Annotated in this window: 20 protein-coding genes; 16 read left to right on the forward strand and 4 right to left on the reverse strand. The window is 42.9% G+C overall.

Going from position 1 to position 22,985, the window contains the following annotated elements; genetic code table 11:
- Window positions 1–1,016: tRNA (N6-isopentenyl adenosine(37)-C2)-methylthiotransferase MiaB (miaB, locus tag BACCELL_RS09275; RefSeq protein ID WP_007211471.1), on the forward strand; the 1,016-nt coding region annotated here is incomplete at its 5' end.
- Window positions 1,017–1,119: 103 nt separating this feature from the next.
- On the opposite strand, the gene BACCELL_RS09280 is transcribed toward miaB, so the two are convergent.
- Window positions 1,120–1,830 carry a DUF6266 family protein gene (locus BACCELL_RS09280; RefSeq protein ID WP_022208905.1) on the reverse strand — a complete coding sequence of 237 codons (711 nt, stop codon included), beginning with the start codon at window positions 1,828–1,830 and terminating at the stop codon, window positions 1,120–1,122.
- Window positions 1,831–2,359: 529 nt separating this feature from the next.
- On the opposite strand from BACCELL_RS09280, the gene BACCELL_RS09285 reads away from it, so the two are divergent.
- From BACCELL_RS09285 to BACCELL_RS09295, 3 genes are all read left to right on the forward strand, one after another.
- Window positions 2,360–4,102 (forward strand): hypothetical protein, encoded by a 1,743-nt coding sequence (locus BACCELL_RS09285; RefSeq protein WP_007211473.1) that lies wholly within the window; start codon window positions 2,360–2,362, stop codon window positions 4,100–4,102.
- A gap of 76 nt (window positions 4,103–4,178) precedes the next feature.
- The gene (locus BACCELL_RS09290; RefSeq protein WP_007211474.1) at window positions 4,179–4,589 is read left to right on the forward strand and encodes a DUF3244 domain-containing protein; all 411 of its coding nucleotides are present in this window, start codon (window positions 4,179–4,181) and stop codon (window positions 4,587–4,589) included.
- A gap of 27 nt (window positions 4,590–4,616) precedes the next feature.
- Window positions 4,617–6,155 carry a vitamin K epoxide reductase family protein gene (locus BACCELL_RS09295; RefSeq protein ID WP_007211475.1) on the forward strand — a complete coding sequence of 513 codons (1,539 nt, stop codon included), beginning with the start codon at window positions 4,617–4,619 and terminating at the stop codon, window positions 6,153–6,155.
- Window positions 6,156–6,366: 211 nt separating this feature from the next.
- Here BACCELL_RS09295 and BACCELL_RS09300 read toward each other — a convergent pair whose 3' ends face one another.
- Entirely contained in the window at window positions 6,367–6,870 is a 504-nt protein-coding gene (locus BACCELL_RS09300; RefSeq protein ID WP_007211476.1) for a DUF3836 domain-containing protein, read from the reverse strand.
- A gap of 340 nt (window positions 6,871–7,210) precedes the next feature.
- On the opposite strand from BACCELL_RS09300, the gene BACCELL_RS09305 reads away from it, so the two are divergent.
- Window positions 7,211–9,478 (forward strand): alpha-N-acetylglucosaminidase, encoded by a 2,268-nt coding sequence (locus BACCELL_RS09305; protein ID WP_007211478.1) that lies wholly within the window; start codon window positions 7,211–7,213, stop codon window positions 9,476–9,478.
- 6 nt (window positions 9,479–9,484) lie between these two features.
- On the opposite strand, the gene BACCELL_RS09310 is transcribed toward BACCELL_RS09305, so the two are convergent.
- Window positions 9,485–11,374: a DUF3857 domain-containing protein gene (locus tag BACCELL_RS09310; protein WP_007211479.1), complete on the reverse strand. Its 1,890-nt coding sequence runs from the start codon at window positions 11,372–11,374 to the stop codon at window positions 9,485–9,487.
- Window positions 11,375–11,384: 10 nt separating this feature from the next.
- Window positions 11,385–13,370 carry a DUF3857 domain-containing protein gene (locus tag BACCELL_RS09315; RefSeq protein ID WP_007211480.1) on the reverse strand — a complete coding sequence of 662 codons (1,986 nt, stop codon included), beginning with the start codon at window positions 13,368–13,370 and terminating at the stop codon, window positions 11,385–11,387.
- A gap of 197 nt (window positions 13,371–13,567) precedes the next feature.
- On the opposite strand from BACCELL_RS09315, the gene BACCELL_RS09320 reads away from it, so the two are divergent.
- The 11 genes from BACCELL_RS09320 to BACCELL_RS09370 all read left to right on the forward strand — a co-directional run.
- The gene (locus tag BACCELL_RS09320; RefSeq protein ID WP_007211481.1) at window positions 13,568–14,470 is read left to right on the forward strand and encodes a class I SAM-dependent methyltransferase; all 903 of its coding nucleotides are present in this window, start codon (window positions 13,568–13,570) and stop codon (window positions 14,468–14,470) included.
- Window positions 14,471–14,512: 42 nt separating this feature from the next.
- Window positions 14,513–15,394 (forward strand): cell division protein FtsX, encoded by an 882-nt coding sequence (locus BACCELL_RS09325; protein WP_007211482.1) that lies wholly within the window; start codon window positions 14,513–14,515, stop codon window positions 15,392–15,394.
- Window positions 15,395–15,484: 90 nt separating this feature from the next.
- Window positions 15,485–15,739, forward strand: coding sequence for a DUF3098 domain-containing protein (locus BACCELL_RS09330; RefSeq protein WP_007211483.1), 255 nt, complete (start codon window positions 15,485–15,487; stop codon window positions 15,737–15,739).
- Between the two features lie 68 nt (window positions 15,740–15,807).
- On the forward strand, window positions 15,808–16,611 hold the full coding sequence (locus BACCELL_RS09335; protein ID WP_007211484.1) for an undecaprenyl-diphosphate phosphatase: 804 nt from the start codon (window positions 15,808–15,810) through the stop codon (window positions 16,609–16,611).
- A 3-nt stretch (window positions 16,612–16,614) separates the two neighbouring features.
- Window positions 16,615–17,316, forward strand: a complete 702-nt coding sequence (truB, locus tag BACCELL_RS09340; protein ID WP_007211485.1) for a tRNA pseudouridine(55) synthase TruB — start codon at window positions 16,615–16,617, stop codon at window positions 17,314–17,316.
- A gap of 18 nt (window positions 17,317–17,334) precedes the next feature.
- Entirely contained in the window at window positions 17,335–18,393 is a 1,059-nt protein-coding gene (gene queA, locus BACCELL_RS09345; protein ID WP_007211486.1) for a tRNA preQ1(34) S-adenosylmethionine ribosyltransferase-isomerase QueA, read from the forward strand.
- Window positions 18,394–18,405: 12 nt separating this feature from the next.
- On the forward strand, window positions 18,406–18,741 hold the full coding sequence (locus BACCELL_RS09350; RefSeq protein ID WP_007211487.1) for a hypothetical protein: 336 nt from the start codon (window positions 18,406–18,408) through the stop codon (window positions 18,739–18,741).
- A gap of 7 nt (window positions 18,742–18,748) precedes the next feature.
- Window positions 18,749–19,216 (forward strand): 2-amino-4-hydroxy-6-hydroxymethyldihydropteridine diphosphokinase, encoded by a 468-nt coding sequence (folK, locus tag BACCELL_RS09355; RefSeq protein ID WP_007211488.1) that lies wholly within the window; start codon window positions 18,749–18,751, stop codon window positions 19,214–19,216.
- A gap of 16 nt (window positions 19,217–19,232) precedes the next feature.
- On the forward strand, window positions 19,233–20,219 hold the full coding sequence (locus tag BACCELL_RS09360) for a lysylphosphatidylglycerol synthase transmembrane domain-containing protein (RefSeq protein ID WP_007211489.1): 987 nt from the start codon (window positions 19,233–19,235) through the stop codon (window positions 20,217–20,219).
- Between the two features lie 93 nt (window positions 20,220–20,312).
- The gene (locus BACCELL_RS09365) at window positions 20,313–21,932 is read left to right on the forward strand and encodes a DUF6377 domain-containing protein (RefSeq protein WP_007211490.1); all 1,620 of its coding nucleotides are present in this window, start codon (window positions 20,313–20,315) and stop codon (window positions 21,930–21,932) included.
- 212 nt (window positions 21,933–22,144) lie between these two features.
- Window positions 22,145–22,985: TonB-dependent receptor plug domain-containing protein (locus BACCELL_RS09370; protein ID WP_007211491.1), on the forward strand; the 841-nt coding region annotated here is incomplete at its 3' end.

Raw genomic sequence — 22,985 nt, forward strand, 5'->3', positions numbered from 1 at the left:
ATGCTTATCTTACTCTTCCTGACTTGGTTGCTGCTGTGGAGGCGGGCGAGAAAGCAATCAATGTAGAGCTTTCTACCACTGAGACTTATCGGGATGTTATCCCTTCGCGTATTTGCGGTAATCACATTTCCGGGTTTGTATCCATTATGCGTGGATGTAACAATTTCTGTACCTACTGCATTGTTCCTTATACCCGTGGACGGGAACGTAGCCGTGATGTGGAAAGCATTCTTAATGAAGTGTCCGACTTGGTGGCGAAAGGTTATAAAGAAGTCACTTTGCTGGGTCAGAATGTCAACTCTTACCGTTTTGAGAAACCGAACGGAGAAGTTGTAACTTTTCCTATGCTGCTCCGTACCGTAGCTGAGGCTGCGCCGGGTGTACGTGTCCGTTTCACTACTTCGCACCCCAAGGATATGAGTGACGAAACGCTGGAAGTCATTGCACAGGTTCCCAACGTGTGTAAACATATCCACCTGCCTGTACAGAGTGGAAGTTCTCGTATCTTGAAACTGATGAATCGTAAATATACCCGTGAATGGTATCTGGACCGTGTAGATGCTATCCATCGCATTGTTCCCGATTGTGGCTTATCCACAGATATCTTCTCAGGCTTCCATTCCGAAACGGAAGAAGATCATCAGCTTTCCCTTTCTCTGATGGAGAAATGTGCTTACGACTCAGCTTTTATGTTTAAGTATTCTGAGCGTCCGGGTACTTATGCTTCCAAGCATTTGCCGGATGATGTACCCGAAGAGGTAAAGATACGTCGGTTGAATGAGATTATTGCTCTGCAAAACCGCCTTTCCGCCGAGTCTAATGCCCGCTGTATTGGTAAGACATATGAAGTTCTGGTGGAAGGAGTTTCCAAGCGTTCGCGTGAACAGCTTGTAGGGCGTACGGAGCAAAACCGTGTCGTGGTGTTCGACCGTGGTACGCACCGTATTGGTGATTTTGTAATGGTGAAAATTACAGAAGCTAGTTCAGCAACACTAAAGGGAGAAGAGGTAAAGTAAGAAATTATCATTATAGTTAGAAATAAACAAAGGGAAGCTGCCGGAGAATTTAGTTCCGTTCAGCTTCCCTTTTCTTTTTCAATCCCGGCCGTTTGCCGTCAGTTTATCCCAGTGGGTTCTCATCCAGGCCACCATCGCCTGAGCCACCGCCTTCAGAGCCATCGCCTTCCGAACCTTCACTTACCGGAGTGTCTTGCAAGCATACGCTGTTGGCTACGTTTGTGACGTCTTCGTTGCAGAAACCGAGGTAAATGGCCAGTGCATCGTCCTTCCAGTTGGCGGGAAGTTTCAGTTCTGCCTTGGCATCGGAGCGTGTGGCTGCTGCTATATCATAAACAGCCATCCCTTTGTCCTTGTTGTATGCCAGTAACATGGCGGCATCTGTAACTGTTGCGTCACCCATTCCGCTGTTGTCGGTCCAGGCAAAAGTTACTTTACTTTCGTTTACGGTTACTGTGGCATCCAATGCGGGTACCAGACTGCCACGTGTCACCAAAGCTTTGTTGTAGTCAATTGAGACATTTGTTCCGCTACCTTTCATTGCATGTTTCAGAATATACGATACGGCAGCATTGAATGCTGATTGCTGTCCGGAAAATTCTTTGTATCCAAAACGCAGAAAGGGTGTCATTGCCTTTGTGAAGTTAACAGCTGCTGTAAATTTAGAGCGTTGATTCTTCTGTTTCTCGGTGCGTGGATCACTGAAACTTACCGCCAATGCACGCATATAATGTACCGATTTCCATGTACTACCTACTACTGTACCTACTTTTCCTGAGAATCCTCCGAGGATTCCTTGTTTAATTGTTCCCATAATTTTTTCTTTTTTGTGTTGTAAATAAATTAGTTTTCTTTGTGAACTTGCTAAAAAGACTTCTGCAGCAATCTTCATCGTGTTGTTCGGTGTGCAGCGATGTTTGGTTCTCGTTGCGTTGGCAAAGGTATGGGAAAGTTTTCTTTTCGACCTGCCATTTTTGCCATAAGCGTTCAAGAATTTTTCTGAAAAGTGGTAATGTATTGATAATGTATTGTTTATAAACGGTTTTCTGACTCTTGTATGCAGTTGACGTTTCACACGGAGATAATCCACTACTATTATGTTCCGTTTTTGGTTAAAAACTCTTTTTCTCCGTACTCGATTCGTACCTTTTTCGCTTCTATACAGAAGTACAAATAGCGAACCGGATACGAGCCGGGTACGAACCGGGTATGAGGGGGAGGCAATGTAAAGTAAGATTGGCTACTTTTTCTGATTTTGGTCTATTCTTTCTTCTAACATCTGACACCTTTGGCCGGAAAACATTATCTTTGTCCAACTAAGGACTCAGTAGATGACTTATAGAATGGGAAAAACTAAAGCTATTATACTCTTTTTAGTTGCTTTTTTGCTGTTGGCCTGTACAGCCCGGCAAAGCAATAACAAGCAATTGATATGGGCAGATTCCCTTATGCGGTCGCTGCCGGATAGTGCCTTGTCTGTTTTGCAGAATATCTCTACTCAGGAATTTGCCTCACCGGCTGATAGTGCCTATTATGCGCTGTTGCTGACACAGGCAAGAGATAAAAATTATGTTGTACAGGTAGATGATTCGCTGATACGTTACGCTGTTGCACATTATGATAAAGTGGGGGATGCAAAGATGCGGGCAAGTGCACACTATTATTGGGGATGTGTGTATAGAGACATGAACCGTCAGGCAGAGGCACTCAGGGAATATCTTATAGCTGCATCTTTGACGAAGGAAACTGTGGAAAAACGGCAATTGGGATTGATATACAATAATATTGGCTATATTTATTATATACAGAATTTCAAGGAAAAAGCAGATTCTGTATATCAGTTAATGGAGGACATTGCTCAAGAATTAAAAGATACTACTCTTTGGGCAGAAGCTCTATCCAGGCAGGGTTCTATTGCCTTTATGAAAGGTAATGATTATTTTGGTACTGCTGAACAAAAGTTACTGGATGCTTTTACAGTGGTAAATAGAATTGAAAATAAAGCGATCAAAGCTGATGTTTCAGCTACATTAAGTCGTCTATATAGTAAAATGGATCAAGGTAAAAAGGCTCTCTTTTACGCAAAACTTAATCTTTCCCTGCGAAAGGATACTACACGAGCCTATCAAGCTTTTCTTATTTTGGGAGATGCTTACTATAGGGTTGGGCTATATGATTCTGCAACTTTTTATTTAAACAAGAGTCTGGTAAGTAAGGATTACGGGAGAAGATCGGATGCCTATATGCGTTTGGCGGATATAGCAATGATTCAAGGTAATGCAGTCTTGTCTATGAAACTGGAAAGATATAGTTCTGCATATAAGGATAGCTTATATCAATCCCGTGGGAATGTAGTAACTGATAAGATTGTTGAAGCGGAAACCGACGCCCAGATAACGCTCCATCAGTTGTATTATAAAGGACGCTTAAATATATATTTGTGTGTTTTTATACCGATAACGATTATAGTTATCATGATTGTTTTCTTTCTTTATAGAAAAAATAAACAATATCGGGGAAAAAATGATTTGCTGCAAAAGAATAATCAGCAATTAGAGAAAGTAAACCAAGACTTGAGTCAACATTATGCTTGTCTACAGGAAGAGATAACCCAACGAGACCTGGAAATTGAAAATCTAAGGAAAGAGTTAGCTTCTTGCCGGATTGATGAAGAGCAAAGGGAAAAAATACGGGTAGAACTGGATGAAATGGTTTTAAGGAGAAAAGCTTTGGTGAAAGAGGCCTTCCTACATTCACCACTTTATGCAAAAATGCAGGCAATTATAAAAGATCATCTGGATAAAGATGCATCAGATAAAGAAATAAGCGATCAGGAATGGCAGGAATTAATTGTCAGCATGGACTCCCAGTGGAATAATGCCATTTCACGTTTTCATGTTAAGTATCAATTATCCAAAGAGGAACTCTATTTAGTATGTTTAAGTTTGACAGATTTTCCATTTGCTCATTTAGCATATTTGATGCATTCTTCCAGAAGAACACTTTATCGGAAAAAGAATGCTTTATGTGAACGGATTGGCGTTGAACAAAACAGTGAATTTAAAGAAATCTTGCGCAAAATATAGGGGTGGCACACTTGTGACACACTCTTTTCGCATGGACTTTTGTAGTTTAGCGGCATCAAACAAAAAGTTATGCATTATGAAAAGAGTATTATCTATTTTATTTCTATTTTTGGTTTTAGGTAGCTCAGTGAAAGCACAATTGGATTTTGGATTTAAAGAGATTGTGTTTACACAAAAAAGTGATGACAGGGACATGAGTGGACAAAGTAGTAGTACCAGTCCGGAAGATGCTCCCAAAACTCGTAGTGTTGTTCTCCAACCGGTGTATGCTTACTTGGATAATGGAGAAATAACTGTTTATTTTGAAAAAGTATTCCCTACTGTTGCAATCAGTGTTATAAATGAAACTACAGGGAAAACTGTTTGTTCAAAGACGCTTCTTAGTCCTACAAACTTTTCTATTGATTTGAACGGAGAAGATAGTGGAGAATATATAATAGAGGTTATTTCTGACGGAAACTCCTTAGAAGGCACTTTTTCTTTATAATATCCTGATAGATAAACGAAGGTAATCATGACCGGGGCTGATAATATCAGTGTCGTACTCTATTGTTATCTGCGGACATTGTCTGTAAAGGTAAGTAGAGATACTGTACATCGCCTGCTTAGTACTCCGTTGGGAGGTGGTATGCGCGGTATCAGTGATGCACTGGATGCGCTTCATATAAAGAATGAGGTGTTTCGGCTCCTGTCACGTGATTACTTTTTAAAACTGGAAACTCCTTTTATCACAATGCTTGAGGTGGACAAAAAATCTTTTTGTGTTGTGACGAAAAAGGACGATTTCATCGTAGAATTTATCAATGGAGAGGGTGGTAAACGACATGTAAAGGTAGACAAGTTTCTACAGCATTGGACAGGTACAGTCTTATTGGGAGAACCTACTGAAGCAACACCGAACGAGCAATTTTATATAATGAGAAATATCGTATTTTATTTATTGCGTTATAGATTTATTATTGCTTTGCTCTTTGTCCTGATATTGGGACTCCAGACTGCGTTTTGTCAGAGTCGGTCGCTTGCCTTTATGTTCTATTTATCTGTATTGTTTTTTGGAATACTCGTATCTGTCGCCATCCTCTACAAAGAGCGGGTGAACGGGGAATTCATGGAGCGATTCTGTAATATCGGTAAGATAGTGAATTGCAATGAAGTGTTTCACTCTAAAGGGGCAAGTATAGCAGGGTTAGGGTTAGGGGAATTATCTCTGCTATACTTTGCGCCTCTTTATCTATTCTCGCTTATCCGGCAGGATGATTTTTATATAATTTCAGTTGTATGTTGTGTTGTAGCCGTGACGCTTTCTTTATACTCTATTATTTATCAGGTTTTTATTTTGCGTAAAGCCTGCATGCTTTGTGTATTGGCTGATTTTGCGGTATGGGGTAGTGCGGTAACTCTTTATATATTGAAAAATGATTTTGTAATGGAGCTGTCATTATCCTCACTTTTCGCATTTGTGGTCATAGGGTATATCTGTTTGATTTTTGAACTACAGTTGAGAGCCATACAAACCGGAGAGAAGGAAAGGATTACTTTAAAAAAATATTTTGGCAGCCTGCTTAACCCGGAAACTTTTCAAATATTGTTGGCATTAAAACCTCAGATCGGGAAAATGGTAAGTCGGGATATTGCATTGCATAATCAAAAAGAAGGTAGTAATGAATTGATGATAGTGACTAATCCCAATTGCAAGAATTGTGCAAGTGTTCATCGTCATATGGTAGAAATTGCTTCAAGTGTTCCCGTGTCATTAGTATTGGTAACATTTCCAAATGATAGGTTGGGTGAGGAAATTGTCCAGATTATTATTGCGGCTTATTACGTTGTCGGTTGGGATAGGGCAATAGAGCTTTTGGGGGAGTGGTATGAAAACAGGCACATGGAAGACGCGGGTATATATAGTATAACGGCTGAGGTACGTGATGTGTGGACAAAACAACAGATATATTGTCGGGAACAAAAGATAAGTAAAACCCCTTCTGTTATAGTGAATAAGCATTATGTGCCGGAGGTATACCCATTATCAGATTTAAGATATGTATTGACATAAAGATTTATTGTAGATTTAGTAATTAATAGCCAGAACCTTAACTTTGTTTATTTGCTACTGAAGCTCAACAGAAGTTGGGCTTCAGTAATAGTAGTATTCAATATAACGGTAATAGGTGCTTTATAGCTGTTTTGTAATCGGATAACTAAAAAAGCACGAGCCTCACGGCCCGTGCTTTTCAACTAATTGTTAACTTTAATTTCTATATTTATTACTTTGCAATTGCTAATAGATTGGTCGTGAAGTCCATCTGCTTGTGGTTAACCAGAGTCCAATCTGATTTATTCTTATTGTCTTGCTTGTAGGCTTTGTAAGCCGTCGGCATATTTGCGTCATTCAGTTCGTATACACTTTTCTGAACGGCTTCATCATAAGCTTTGTGAGATTCGTTCCAGCGGGCGTAATTCATGGTTATTTCATTATCGCTGTACTGGTAAGTCATCTTGAAATAGGGCACCCACGCATCTTTTGCACCATCCCATTTGGATGCTTCTTTGCTAATCAGACGGTTTTGGTCGTCATAAGTAAAAGTGTATTGCATGTGGCGTTGCAGATAAGAGCCTTCTTGTTTGAAGATAGTTTTGGATGCGACTAATTCGCCGTTCATCACTTGATTTGTTATGAAACCGTCCTGAGCTTTCACTTCGGAGTTGAGAACACTTGCTACCATAATAGCTACCAATGCGACTGCTTTAAATAAACTTGTAGTTTTCATAATCTTTATTTTTTAATTGTTACTATTTCTATTTGGCTTTCGCTCTTATCTGTTAGACGGAACTACTTGCTGAAAAGTGGCAGATAATCTTTATTTTTTTTGCTGACCGCTTTCGCTTAATAATAGTCAATTCCTGTGCCAAAGTAATAAGTGGTTGAAAATCAACAAATAATAGAAATAGTGAGCTGTTCATTATCGGACAGTTGTCCGCTTATTATCGAACAGTGACCGGAATAAAACAAAAATTTATTCCTTTTGAGACATGAGTTCAAACATTTGGTACATTATCAATATCCTTTTATTGATAACGCAACTATTTTTGTCTCCAAAATAATATGCTATGAAGAATTTCTGTTTGATTACCTTATTTATTTGTTTCAGTGGTTTGCCCGTATGGGGTGGCGGAACGTCGGAAAAGGCAGTGTATGACCTGATAGAGCGGGTTACTCCCGGTTATGCTTCGCAGTATCGGTTAGAGATGATACAGCCGGAAAATGGAAGTGATGTTTATGAAGTGGATGGTGACGGGCAGAGAATTATCCTGCGGGGAAACAATGCGGTCTCCTTGGCAACTGCTTTCAACTGGTATTTGAAGTATACGTGCCATGCCCATGTATCCTGGTTTGGTAATCAATTGAAATTGCCTGCGAAATTGCCACAGCCTGCGAATAAAGAACGGAGGATTATTAATGGTAAATATCGCGTTTACATGAACTATTGCACGGTAAGCTATACTGCGGCGTGGTGGAATTGGGAACGTTGGCAACAAGAACTGGACTACATGGCGATGAATGCTATCAATATGCCTTTGTTTTCTGTAGGGCTGGATGGTGTATGGTATAATACGCTGTTACGCTTTAATTTTACGGAAGAAGAAGCCCGGGCTTTTCTCACTGGACCGGGACATTCGGCATGGCAGTGGATGCAGAATATTCAGAGTTATGGTGGTCCTTTGCCTAAATCGGTGATAGATAAGCATGTCATATTGGGTAAAAAGATATTGGCGCGTCAGTTGGAATTAGGGATGCAACCTATTCAGCAGGGCTTTTCGGGATATGTTCCACGGGAATTGCAAGCTAAATATCCGCAAGCCAAAATCAGTATGAAACGGAAGTGGTGTGGTTTTGATGGTACTGCTCAACTAGACCCGACTGACCCTTTGTTTCATGAAATGGGCTTGGCTTTTCTGGAAGAGCAGGATAAATTGTTTGGTAGCTATGGGGTATACGCAGCCGATCCTTTTCACGAGAGCGCTCCTCCGATAGATACACCTGAATATCTGACAGGGGTGGGACAGACCATACATAAGCTTTTCCAGACATTTGATGCGGGAGCTTTGTGGGTGATGCAAGCATGGAGTATGCGGGAAGATATAGTGAAAGCTGTTCCTAAGGAATCTTTACTGATATTGGACTTAAACGGATCGAAAACTGCTGCTAACGGTGGTTGGGGATATCCTGTGATAGCTGGTAATCTTCACAATTTTGGCGGACGCATCAATATGCATGGCGATTTAGCTTTGTTGGCTTCTAACCAGTATCAGAAAGCGAAGGCGCGTTATCCGAATGTGTGTGGGTCCGGACTTTTTATGGAGGCCATTGAGCAGAATCCTGTTTACTATGAACTGGCTTTTGAAATGCCCAATCATGCTGATAGTATTCCTTTGCAGGCATGGCTTGCTGCTTATGCCGAACGTCGGTATGGAGCGAAATCTGCTGCTGCCGGAAAAGCGTGGATGTACCTGTTGGAAGGTCCTTATCGTCGGGGTACGAATGGAACGGAAAGGAGCTCTATTGTAGCTGCTCGTCCGGCATTGAATGTAAAGAAGTCTGGCCCGAATGCGGGTTTGGGTATTCCTTATGAACCGATGTTGGTGATTCGGGCTCAGTCGCAGCTTTTGAAGGATGCTGATAAACTGGCATTTTCCAAACCTTATCGTTTTGATATTGTAGATGTGCAACGCCAGATGATGACTAATCTGGGGCAATTAGTGCACAAAAAGGCGGCAGAAGCATTTGCTTCCAAGGATAAGGCGGCCTTTGCCTTGCACTCAGGACGTTTTCTTGAATTATTGAGAGATATGGATGAACTGCTTTATACACGTAGCGAATATAGTTTTGACAGATGGTTGACTGAAGCCCGCAGTTGGGGAGAGACTAAAGAGGAAAAGGATCTGATGGAACGTGATGCAACTTCATTGGTCACTATTTGGGGGGCTGATGGTGATCCGCGTATATTTGACTATTCATGGAGGGAATGGGCAGGTTTGATTAACGGGTATTATTTGCCTCGCTGGCAGAAATTCTATACAATGTTGCAGGGACATTTGGATGCAGGTACTGATTATCAGGAGGAAGGGCTATCCCTGGCTTACGGTAGAGAAGATTTCCGTGCAAACGACTTTTACAACCGGCTTGCTGAATGGGAACTTGCCTATGTGGATCAGACGGGTAAAGCACGAACACCTGTCACTCATGGGGATGAGCTGGTCGTTACCCGTCGTTTGTTTGATAAATACCTGAAACTGTCTCGTGAATATTATGCGGACTTTTCGGGTGTGGGAGAAATCAAGGAAGAACGTACTTATGAAAATGTCGGTGAGGAGTAATAGTAGTTACTCCCCACTTTTCTTCAATATTATTTTTGCCCCGTATTGAGTAGCGATATTTTTGCGGAAATCCAGGAAATCGGTATAGTCTTCTTTGGGGTAATTGCCTTGGTAATAGAGCAGGCGATGAACGATAAAAACATTGCCTGCGTCGCCCAAGGTAATGGAAGACCGGAATTTGCCGAATTTACTTTCCTGATCAACGGGTTTAGGCAATGATTCTATTTCATATCCTTCCGGCAGGCGGATGCTGATGCTATCTATATCGAGATAGCCATAATTGGTTTGAATGCTTTGAGTGCGTTCTCCCTGGTTGTTCGGACTGTAAAAGCTTCTGTGGAAAATATTGATCGGGATAAACAGGCGTTTTCCGGTTTTGTTTCCATATTGTTCGCTTTCGATGGTGTACGAGATATCCAGTTGAGGCTCTTTCTGCTTGATTTCGTTGGCACGGATGGCATCGACTTTAGCCTGTACCAGGTTGATGTCGGAGCGTAGCCAGTCTTTCTGCCGGGCAGGCTCCATGTCGATAATGGATGCCATGTCTTCATATTGAAACAGGCGGGAAGTTTGTTTAACTTCTACTTTTGCACTTCCATCCGGTTGCAGGGTTACGAGGGTGTTGTTGACTTGTGTATTCAGAGAGTCCGCATACGTTGGCAATTGACAAAGAGTTCCGCCGTTGGGACCGACGAGTAGAGCATCGTGCCCTGCAATGGAATGATGCACGTAGCCTAAGGGTAAAGTAGGATTGGTACATTCCAGCCAAAGCGTATCATTGGGTAACGGTACTTGTAAGATGACATGGTTGTTTTGATTGGCACTGGCAAAGTCGGCTAATAAACGCCTGTTAGTAGTGCTGATTACGGTGTAAACGGATGGAATACCCAGTTCTGTAAGCATGGCACGCATATAGTTGGATAGTCCTTTGCAGTCTCCGAAGCCGGTGCGGTTTACATCGGCGGCGGCTATGGGTTGCAACCCTCCGATTCCTAGCTGTATGCTGACATAGCGGGTAGTGGATGCAAGATACTGATAGATTGCGGCTATTTTTTCATACGGGGTATTGCAGTTTGCCGTCCGTTTTTGTAATTCCTCCTTTAGTGTCGGGGGCAGTTGGTCTCTTCCACTCAATAACTGATATTGCCATTCGCCATACGATTGCCAGCTTTCCATACTCCCTTTAGTTCTTTCGAAAGAGAAATTCAGGGGAGTGAAATAGATACGGGGCAGCAATTCGGATAGGGAAGGGCTGTAGGGTTCTTTTTTGATAGCGGGTAGAGACTGGACTTTGACTTCTGTCAGCCAGTTTCCGTCAGCTGTCTGTTGTTGGCTGACTTCTGCCTGCATATTGATGGTCCGGTAACGGCAAGGATTGTCAGCCGGAGTCAGAATACGGTAACTTGCCTGCGCAACGGATTGGTTATAACTCTTTTGCGGAACGAAGCTGGGGTAGCCGATCAGTCCATCGCTGTTCTTTATCTCCCATTCGTAGGTGATGGTAACAGGATATCGTGACGGGGTATATTCGAAGAAATAGTAATAGTCGTCACTGACAAGGCCGTCTGAATATTCGGTAATCTTCAGTTCGCTCTTTTTAATTTTCCGGATCACATTGCCGGAGGCGTCCCGAACTTCTCCGGAGAACTTTTTCAGAGAGGAAAAACGGTCGCACAGACAGACAAAGGAGGCATCTTCTTTTCCTTTTTCATTCAATACCTGTATCACACGTTTTTCTTTCTGGATGGCATCGGTGGATGAACTGCATACGATATCCGTTACGGCATCTTGTATGATAGAGTATGCGTCGGTACGCAAATCTGCTTGAGCGTACAGGCTGCCGGAGTAAAAGGCGGCTTGTAGCAGGAGACCGAAAAATAATTTGTTCATTTTCATAATTTCCGCGTTACAGTTTCTTTAAAACCATCATTTCATTATTCTTCTTGGCAATCAATTCCCATAATTGTTGCAGTTCAGGATAGTCAGTATGCAGGAACAGCAGCTTCTGTAACCGGAAAGAATACCTGAGTGTGACCTGATTATTCTGTTGCGTGATTATATATCGGCAAAGCACTTGTCCGTCACTTGTCTGCAATCTCTGATTCTCCGGCTTTTCATCGACTGTGTATCCTTCCGGAATGGTCAGATTTATGGTCAGGGACACCTGATCTGTGTAGGGAAATTCTACGGGAAGTTTCCGTTCCGACTGTTTGAAGGGAGATTCGGAGACATGCAGGAATACAAGCGGATTGACGTAAATGAACTGATCGTTAACAGTGTACTGCTTTTCAAATTCTACCAGTTCATACACTTGCGGTGAGAAGTGGGTTCTCCCTTCCATCTGGAGTTTTTTCACCTGTATGTTTTCTTCGGAAGCCAGTTTGCTGGCAAACTCGGTACTGTCCTTGGCTGTGCGGTATTTATTACGCAAACGGGAGGCATACTGACCTATATAAACAGTTTCACGTGTGCCTGTAACAACTCCTTCAGAAGAAATTCCGGCCTTCACGCTTGATCTCAGCAGGTTTGACCCTACATTTTCCAGACTGACCCACTGACTGTGATTGTCCGGAGCGATAATACGCGCACGGTTGGTCATCAGTACAGGAGGGAGGACATTAAGGTAGCCATTTTCTACGGAACTGTCCAGATAAACCAGAGTACTGTCTGTAGGGCTGATGGCTACGACAAATGTATTTAGTTTCTGGATGCTGGGATGGCTATAAGGAAGTATGCCCATATCCCGGCGGCTCATTACTGCCGGATAGGCGGGTATTCCGGCATCTTTCAGCATGCTGATAAGGATAAAGTTGATGTCGGCATTGCTGCCTGTGCCTTCTTTCAGCACTTGCTTGGGTGATTTGCTATATAAGGCATATTTCTCATTCCATCTCACTTTGTTTTTCAGAAACGTGTAGATGGCACATATCTTTTCGTCCGCTCCCTTCATTTGTTCCAGATGCAGGGCAGTCATTTCTTCTTTGAACGGATTGTTCATTTTCAGTCTGCTACCGAAGTCCGAGTCCTTCAGTAATGTTTCGTCAATCTGTTCCCAGCTTTGGGTGAACGATTTGTAGAGGGAACCGGGGAAATCAATTCCCTGCAATTCCAGGTTTACTTGTGTACAGTAGTCATCCGCGCACCACACATGATTGTCGTCTTTCAGAGCGGGGAGTTGGTTACCCTGGAAGTTCAGATGCGTCCCGGAGCATCGGAGCAATTGCGATCCGATGGATAAGTTGAGGGAAGCGTTTTCGTTTACGGTTTCCAGCTTTTCCGCACCGTGCATCTCTATGTTGAATTTGAAATACTCGGGTATGGTGACATTATATTCGGTATATAAGATAGGAATATCACTTTGTGCTTTCCAACTGTCGATACTGAAGAAGAAATCGGACTCTACCCGGTATTCATACTCTATCAGCGTTCCGGCTTTCACCTGCGGAATGGAGAATTTCAGGTTCATCCGGCTTTCGCCCACACGCTCCTTGAAAACTACATCTTTCTTCATTTTGGTACGTACAATTTTTCCGTTTTCCAGGTTGTAGGCGCTGGCATCCAGTCCGATTATATTTTCTTTCATGGCGTTATTAGGCAGTTCGTAGTAGGGAATGATGACATCGGCATAGGAGGTTCCTTCCGGTTTGAGTACCTTTATTTTTACTTTATACTCAGAAACCAGCCGGAAGCTTTCTATTCCCCATTTATAACTGATGTCAGTCAGCTTACACAGGATAACGGCGGTGGCACTGGAGTCGGGTTCATAAACAGCCATGTTCAGTTCTTCCATGGTAGGTTTGCCGAATTTCCGGTTCGGTAGAATAGTTTGTCCGTCAGCGAATAGCTGAAAACAGCAGAAGCAAAAAAGTAAGGAGAGTAAAGCGTTTTTCATGATAGTATGTGATTGAAGTGTTCTTGTACCGACAAATATATGTTTTTTTTATTTAAAACAAGTGTTTAAACTTCTCTTTTATTAAATCTCCTTAAAGAAAGCCCGATGCGTCACTTTTTATTTGTTATTTTGCACCAAATTCGGGTATAGTGCGGTCTGTTCAGTTCAGGCTGCACTTCATTATTGCAGAACGTTCAATGAATAAACTCACCATAAAAGTCTGTCCGGTATGTGGTAGTGCGCATATAGAGCGTGCTATGACTTGCATAGACCATTATGCTTCCAGCGAGGCATTTTATCTGTGCCGTTGTCAGGATTGCGACTTTCTCTTTACGCAAGATTTTCCTGTGGAGGCTGAGATAGGCAAATATTATGAGACTCCCGATTATATTTCCCATTCTGATACGAAAAAGGGGCTTATGAATAAGGCGTACCATTGGGTGCGTGGTTATATGCTGGGGCGCAAGGCACGTCTGGTGGCTCGTGAAGCACACCGGAAAGAAGGACGTTTGCTGGATATCGGTACGGGAACAGGATATTTTGCCGATACCATGAAGCGGCGGGGCTGGCAGGTGGAAGCAGTGGAGAAGAATGCGCAGGCGCGTGCTTTTGCCAAAGAACATTTCGGTCTGGATGTGAAACCCGATACCGCATTACAGGATTTTGCTCCCGGAAGTTTTGATGTCATCACTTTGTGGCATGTCATGGAACATCTGGAACATTTGAATGAAACGTGGGATACACTGAATAGCCTGTTGACGGAGAAAGGCGTGTTGATTATTGCCGTGCCCAATTGCTCCTCGTATGATGCGAAGAAATATGGTGCGCACTGGGCTGCCTACGATGTTCCCCGTCATTTATGGCATTTTACGCCCGGCACTATTCAGAGATTGGGAGCAAAGCATGAATTTATATTGGCTGCACGCCATCCGATGCCGTTTGATGCATTCTATGTGTCGATGCTAAGCGAAAAGTATATGGGACATTCGATGTCTTTCTTCCGGGGGATACTCAGTGGTACGTTGGCGTGGTTCAGCACGTTGGCGAGCAAGGAGCGAAGCAGCTCGATGATTTATGTATTCAGGAAGAAGCAGAAATAAGATATGAGGTGGTAAGATGATAAAATGGTAAGATGATAAGGCATGAAGACGAAAAACAAGAATAATTCCGTATCCTATTTTGATATGCAGTTCATTACTTCCAGCATCAGTACGACGCTGGTGTTATTGCTGCTGGGATTGGTGGTGTTTTTCGTACTGACTGCTCACAATCTTTCTGTGTATGTAAAGGAGAATATCAATTTCTCTATTATCATCAGCGATGATATGAAGGAAACGGATATTCTGAAGTTACAAAAAAGACTGGATAAGGAAGTATTCGTACGGTCTACCGAGTATATTTCGAAGAAGCAGGCGCTTCGTGAACAGATTGAGGCGATGGGGACAGATCCGCAAGATTTTCTGGGATACAATCCTCTTCATGCTTCTATCGAAGTGAAGCTGCACTCCGATTATGCGAATACCGACAGTATTGCCAAAATAGAAAAAGAGATAAAGAAGAATACCAATGTACAGGAAGTGCGTTATCAGGAAGACCTGATAAATATGGTTAATGAGAATATCCGTAATATCAGTTTGATGTTGTTGGGATTGGCTGTATTACTGGCTTTCATTTCCTTTGCATTGATTAATAATACCATCCGGTTGACTATTTACTCTAAACGCTTCCTGATTCATACGATGAAGCTGGTAGGTGCAAGTTGGAGTTTTATCAGGCGTCCGTTCCTGTGGCGTAACTTCTGGATCGGTGTGTTGGCGGCTGTCATTGCCGATGGTGTTCTGTGGGCTGCGGCATATTGGTTGGTGGTGTATGAGCCTGACCTGATCAGTGTTATCACACCCAATGTTATGTTGCTGGTTTCCGTATCGGTGCTTGTATTTGGAGTGTGTATCACGTGGTTCTGTGCATATCTGTCCATCAATAAGTTCCTGCGGATGAAGGCGAGTACGCTTTATTATATATAGTATTGAACATTACAGCTTATACGTTAATAGAGGAATAAGAGATGTTTTGAGTGAAGTTAAATTGTAAACAATTAAATCATAAATAAAGAGATGAGTAAAGAGAAATTTGCTTTCGATAAAACTAACTTTATCCTGCTTGCCGTTGCAATGGCGGTGGTGATTATCGGTTTTATCCTGATGACCGGTCCGGTGTCTACCCCGACGCACTTTGAACCGGATATTTTTAGTGCGAGACGTATTAAAGTAGCTCCCGTGGTATGTCTTGTGGGTTTTTTGCTCATGATATACGCCGTATTGCGCAAACCGCGTGACAAGCAAATGAATAATGAAGGAATAAAAGAATAAAAAGCTATGTGCAGAGGGGCATGTGTCCCCTATCATAATTCATAAATTATAATTTATAAATCAACTACATGGAATGGTTTGAGGCGCTCATCCTGGGCTTGATCCAGGGATTGACAGAGTATTTGCCGGTAAGTAGTAGCGGACATTTGGCTATCGGTTCGGCATTGTTTGGTATTCAGGGAGAGGAAAATTTGGCATTTACGGTGGTAGTGCACGTAGCTACGGTGTTCAGTACAATGGTGGTCTTGTGGAAAGAAATCGAATGGATTTTCAAGGGACTGTTTAAGTTTCAGATGAATGATGAAACACGTTATGTAATCAATATCCTGATATCTATGGTGCCTATCGGCATTGTGGGTGTGTTCTTTAAAGATGAGGTGGAGGCAGTTTTCGGTTCAGGCCTGCTGATTGTGGGTTGCATGTTGCTGGTAACGGCTGCTTTGCTGTCATTCTCTTATTACTATAAACCGAAGCAGAAGGAGAACATCTCCATGAAAGATGCGTTCATTATAGGTTTGGCTCAGGCTTGTGCGGTGCTTCCCGGACTTTCACGTTCCGGTACCACGATTGCAACCGGATTGTTGCTGGGTGACAATAAAGCAAAGCTGGCTCAATTCTCTTTCCTGATGGTAATGCCTCCGATATTGGGGGAAGGGCTGCTGGATGGTATCAAGTTGATGAAAGGAGAAGACATTGCCGGAAGCATTTCAACGTTATCATTGCTGATAGGATTTATTGCAGCTTTTGTGGCGGGTTGTCTGGCTTGTAAGTGGATGATTAATATTGTGAAGAAAGGAAAACTGGTATACTTCGCTGTTTATTGTGCAATAGCCGGTATCGTAACCATCGTACTGTCACAAATGCAAGGATAACGGATGAAGTTTAAAGAAGGAGAAGTATTATATTTCAATAAACCGCTGGGATGGACATCGTTCAAGGTTGTGGGACATGCGCGTTATCACATCTGCCGGCGGATGAAAGTAAAGAAGTTGAAAGTAGGCCATGCCGGTACGCTCGATCCTTTGGCAACAGGGGTGATGATTGTCTGTACGGGCAAGGCTACGAAGAGAATAGAAGAGTTCCAGTATCATACGAAGGAGTATGTCGCTACCATTCAATTGGGTGCCACTACCCCCTCTTACGATTTAGAACACGAGATAGATGCCACTTACCCTACTGAGCATATCACGCGGGAGTTGGTGGAAGAAACGTTGAAGACATTTATCGGCGAGATACAACAGGTTCCCCCCGCCTTTTCGGCCTGTATGGTAAATGGCAAACGCGCCTATGACCTGGCACGTAAGGGTGAAGAAGTAGAGTTGAAACCGAAATTGCTGGTGATTGACGAGATAGAGTTGCTGGAATGTAATCTGCCGGAAATTAAGATCCGTGTGGTATGCAGTAAAGGTACTTATATCCGTGCCTTGGCCCGTGATATTGGTGAAGCGCTGAACAGTGGCGCCCATCTTACGGCTTTGGAACGCACCCGTGTAGGTGATGTCCGGCTGGAAGATTGCCTCGATCCGATGGATTTTAAAGAGTGGATAGACGCTCAAGAGATAGAAACAGAAGAATAACTTAAAGAAAGAATAGATATGAAACTGTCGCAATTTAAATTTAAGCTTCCGGAAGAGAAGATTGCTTTGCACCCTACAAAGTACAGAGACGAGTCGCGCCTTATGGTGCTGCATAGAAAGACAGGTGAGATTGAGCACAAAGAATTCAAAGACGTTTTGAACTACTTTGATGATAAGGATGTGTTCATTTTCAATGATACGAAAGTATTTCCTGCCCGTTTGTATGGCAACAAGGAGAAGACTGGTGCCCGTATTGAAGTGTTCCTTTTGCGTGAGTTGAATGAAGAACTCCGTCTGTGGGATGTGTTGGTAGACCCTGCCCGTAAGATCCGTATCGGCAATAAGCTGTATTTCGGTGATGACGACTCTATGGTAGCTGAAGTTATCGACAATACAACGTCTCGTGGCCGTACGCTCCGTTTCCTCTATGACGGTCCGCACGATGAGTTTAAGAAGGCTTTGTATGCGTTGGGCGAAACTCCGCTGCCTCACAGCATTATCAACCGTCCTGTAGAGGCGGAAGATTCGGAGCGTTTCCAGTCTATCTTTGCCCGTAATGAGGGTGCGGTGACGGCTCCTACTGCGAGTCTGCACTTCAGCCGTGAGTTGATGAAGCGTCTTGAAATTAAAGGTATCGACTTTGCGTATATCACGCTACATGCCGGTTTGGGTAACTTCCGTGATATTGATGTGGAAGACCTTACGAAGCACAAGACAGATTCTGAACAGATGATTGTGAACGAAGAAGCTGTCGGCATTGTAAATCGTGCCAAAGACCTGAACAGACAGGTTTGCGCTGTAGGTACCACTGTGATGCGTGCCATTGAGAGTACCGTAAGTACAGACGGTCACCTGAAGGCATACGAAGGATGGACTAACAAGTTTATCTTCCCTCCCTATGACTTTACAGTAGCCAATGCGATGATTTCCAACTTCCATATGCCGCTTTCCACGTTGCTGATGATTGTTGCCGCTTTCGGTGGCTACGATCAGGTAATGGAGGCGTACAATGTGGCTTTGAAGGAAGGTTACCGTTTCGGTACGTATGGGGATGCGATGTTGATTACGGATAAGTAAAAAAGTATAGTTGTGAAAATATGTCCTAAGTGCCACGAAGAAGTAGAAGATAGCTTTGAAATCTGCTGGAACTGCAATTATAGCTTTCCGGATAATAAGATATTGGATCTGAATCTGGCAGGAGAGAACGATGGTAGAGGCCTGTCTATTGACTGTTTACGCTGTCAGGTCAAGATGGCTTATTCTGGAAAATATGAGTTTCATGAAGGAATGAACACAGGTGTTTTGGGGAACTTGTTTGAGCTATTCCAGAATCGCGAAGCCTTTGACCTATATGTCTGTCCTAAATGTGGTAAGGTAGAATTTTTTGTTCCTTTGGATAGAGAACGGGAATTTAAGATAGAATAGACTGGTGATGGCGAAAGTGTATATAGGCCTCGGCACTAATCTGGGAGATAAAGAACAGAATCTCCGGACTGCTGTACACAAGATAGAAGAGCGGATAGGGAAGATTGTTTCCCTGTCCGCTTTTTATGCTACTGCCCCGTGGGGGTTTACTTCTGATAATGCTTTCCTGAATGCTGCCGTTTGTGCGGAGACTTCACTTCCGCCGTTGGAGATACTTTCCATAACCCAGTCCGTTGAACAGGAGATGGGGCGTACCCATAAATCGGTGAACGGAGAGTATAAAGATCGTGTGATAGATATTGATTTGTTGATTTACGGAGATCTTATTCTTGACACCCCTATCCTGAAACTTCCCCATCCGCTGATGCAGGAACGCCGCTTTGTGATGGAGCCGTTGGCGGAGATTGCACCCGATGTGATACACCCGGTATTAGGAAAGACACTGGGGGATATCTATCGTGATCTGACTGATTAATAACCGGTTTCCTGCAATGAAGAATAAATACCGTAACTTGTTCTTGCTTTTCGGAATACTCGCCATTGTCATTATGCTTTGTACAATGGATATGGATTATTCCGACATTTGGGAGAACGTGAAGCGCATAGGCTTTTGGTTTCCTGTAATCATGTTGTTGTGGTTCTTTGTCTATCTGATAAATACCTGTTCATGGTATCTGATAATCAGGGACGACCGTCAATATAGCGTCCCTTTCTGGAAGGTCTGTAAGTTGTCGATCACAGGTTTTGCCATAAATTACGCTACACCCGGCGGACTGATGGGCGGTGAACCGTATCGGATTATGGAACTGACTCCCTATGTAGGCGTAAGTAAAGCTACGTCTTCGGTCATTCTATATGTGATGATGCACATCTTTTCTCACTTTTGGTTCTGGTTTCTCTCCATATTCTTATATATCTTCCTGTATCCTGTGAATACCTTTATGGCAATATTGCTTACTGCAATAGGGGCATTTTGTCTGTTGGCTATCTATTTCTTTACCCGTGGATATAAAAATGGGATGGCGGTGAAGACTTTCCGGTTCTTACAGAAGGTACCCTTTGTCAGGAAGTGGGCGCATAGTTTCGTTGTGAAGCAAAAAGATACTCTGGAACAGATTGATAGTCAGATAGCCTTGCTGCATAGCCAGCATAAGATAACTTTCTATAGTTCTTTGCTATTGGAACTTTCGGCACGCATACTCTCCAGTCTTGAAATATACATTATTCTAAGCGTTTTCACACCGGACGTTAACGGGTGGGACTGTGTGTTGATACTGGCTTTCTCTTCTTTGTTCAGTAATCTGATATTCTTCTTTCCGATGCAGCTGGGCGCACGCGAAGGTGGTTTGGCATTGGCTGTGGACGGGTTGCACATGTCCCCGGCATTGGGCGTTTATGTGGGACTGATTACCCGCATACGCGAATTATTATGGATAGCCATCGGAATGGCTTTGATAAAGATCGGTAATAAGAAGTAAGCTGCCTTTTATCTGCTAAAAAGAGGCAGTACACGGATTATCATAGAGAAAAAATCTATATCTTTGCTCTTGAAGTATATAACCTGTAGTCTAATGTCCAGATATTCTGTTTCTATCTTATTTTGTCTTTTTATTTGTTCCGGTCTGTGGGCTGCGGTCAAAGCGGACGATGATGCCCTGCTTTTAAAACTGGATAAGATGATCGAGCATCGTGAGGTTTACCAGCAAAAAGTGGAAAAGGAAATAGCAGACATTCGCCGGACGCTGGATTATGCGGAAGATGATAAACTCAGGTTTGATATATTAGGGAATCTGTTCACTAAATATCGTTCATTTCGGATTGATACGGCTATGATTATCGCAAAGGAGAGACTGCAACTGGCAGAAAGTCTGAAGGATGAAACGCTAATCAATCAGGGGCTGATGAACATAGCCGATGTAATGAATAAAATGGGAAAGCATGAGAATGCGTTGATTATGCTTGGCAAAGTGAAACGGACGGAAGATGTAAAAAAGGATACTTATTTCTATTATCTATACCACACCATTTACTTATCCTGCTATAATGATGCCATAGATGACCCCGGCAAACAACTTGCCTGGCAGCAGATAAAGGCTTATAAAGACACGCTGATTGCGATTAGCGAACCACACTCTTCCAGCTATGTTACCAATAAATGCGGTCGGCTGAGTATGTCCGGAAAGTGGGATGAGGCTATCCGGCTGCTGGAAGATTATTATGGGCAAAGTGCAGAAGATAATTCGGACAGAGCGAGAATGGAGTATCTTCTGGCAGAATTGTATTTGGGGAAACAGGATACTTTGCAGGCAAGGCATTATCTTATTCTGGCTTCATTGACTGATATTGCCAATGCCAAGAAGGTGTATATGTCTTTGCAGCATCTGGCAATACTTCTCTTCCAGGAAGGAGACATTGCAAGGGCTTATAATTATATTTCATGTTCCCTGGAAGATGTGAACTTCGGGAAAGCCCGCTATCGCTTTATTGACATTGCCGGATATCTCCCCATCATTCAGGCCGCTAATGATGCGCGTATTAAGGCTGATGAGAATCGGGTGCTCTTTTCCCTTCTGATACTCCTGATATTGGTAATAGCCCTGGTTGTCGCTTTCTTCTTTATCCGTAAGAAGAATACCAAACTGCTGAAGGTGAAGCAATCGCTGGCCGAACAGAATCTGCGTTTGCAGGAAATGGCTGGGAACCTCACCCGGATGAATGAGCAGATTCAGGAATCAAATCATATCAAGGAAGAATATATCGGGTTGCTGTTCAATATATGTTCCGAATATATCTATAAGCAGGAGAACGACCGCAAGGCATTACTGAAGATTGCAAATACAGGCTCTATGGCGGATATATCAAAGACACTCCGCGGACAATCTTCCACTTCCGATGATTTCAAGCTTTTCATCAGTAAGTTTGATACTATATTCCTTTCCATCTTTCCTAATTTTGTGGAGTCATTTAATGCTCTGTTGAAGGAAGAAGAGCGCGTGCAGCTGAAGGAAGGTGAACTGCTGACGCCTGAGTTGCGTATATATGCTCTCATACGTTTGGGTATAAATGATAATTCCAAGATTGCCAACTTCCTTCATTATTCACTTCAAACGGTTTACAACTACCGGATGAAAATGCGGAATAAAGCGATCATTCCGGGCAAGGATCTGGCAATTCAGGTACAGAAACTGTAGTTTTACATCTCCTTTGATCTTACTTTTTCTCTTTTACTCTTATTTGTCAATATGTTGATAAATAGGATGTTACTTTCTGTTCTCTTCTTTATTTACTTACTTTTCCGCTTCGTGTAGTTGTTCTGCTATACCATTGAAATTACTTTTGCTTCGTATCGTATGAGACACGCGATGCCTTTGTTACACGTATAATAAACTAATTTAAAACTATTATGAAAAACAAGAAGAATCCGGAAACTTTTGGAAGTAGATGGCGGTATGTTTGGGTACTGTTTGCTTTGGTTTTCAGTGTGAGCGTTGCCGCACAGAAAACGGTTGTAAAGGGCAATATCCTCGATAAGGATAATCTGCCTATTATTGGAGCTAATATTTTGGAGAAAGGAACGTCAAACGGAACGATCAGTGATGTGGACGGTAACTTTACTCTCTCGATCACAAATCCTAAGGCTACATTACTGATTACCTATATAGGGTATAAAAACGTGGAGATGCCTGCTTCTGCCAACATGAAGATCGTGATGACGGAAGATAGCGAGATGCTTGAAGATGTGGTTGTCATCGGCTACGGCAGCGTAAAGAAGTCGGATGCAACAGGCTCGGTAACAGCCATTAAGCCAGATGATTTTAATAAAGGACTGCGCACAACCGCTCAGGATGCCCTGGTGGGTAAAGTACCGGGAGTAAACGTAGTATCCAGTTCCGGTGCTCCGGGCACAGGCGCCACGATTCGCATCCGAAGCGGTGCTTCGCTTTCCGCCTCCAATGATCCGTTGATTGTGATTGACGGTGTACCGGTTGATAACTCTACTATCGAAGGTGGTGGCAATGTGATTGGTGGTATTAACCCCGATGATATAGAAACCTTTACGGTGTTGAAAGATGCCTCGGCTACGGCTATCTACGGTTCGCGGGCTTCGAACGGTGTGATTGTAATCACTACGAAGAAAGGGGCTGATACCAATTTGCGCTTTAATTATTCAACGAACCTGTCGGTAAGTACAGTTACTGAAACGCTGGATATTCTTTCTGCCGATGAATTTCGCCAGTTTGTTC

The sequence above is a fragment of the Bacteroides cellulosilyticus DSM 14838 genome (assembly GCF_000158035.1).
Taxonomy (GTDB): Bacteria; Bacteroidota; Bacteroidia; order Bacteroidales; family Bacteroidaceae; genus Bacteroides; species Bacteroides cellulosilyticus.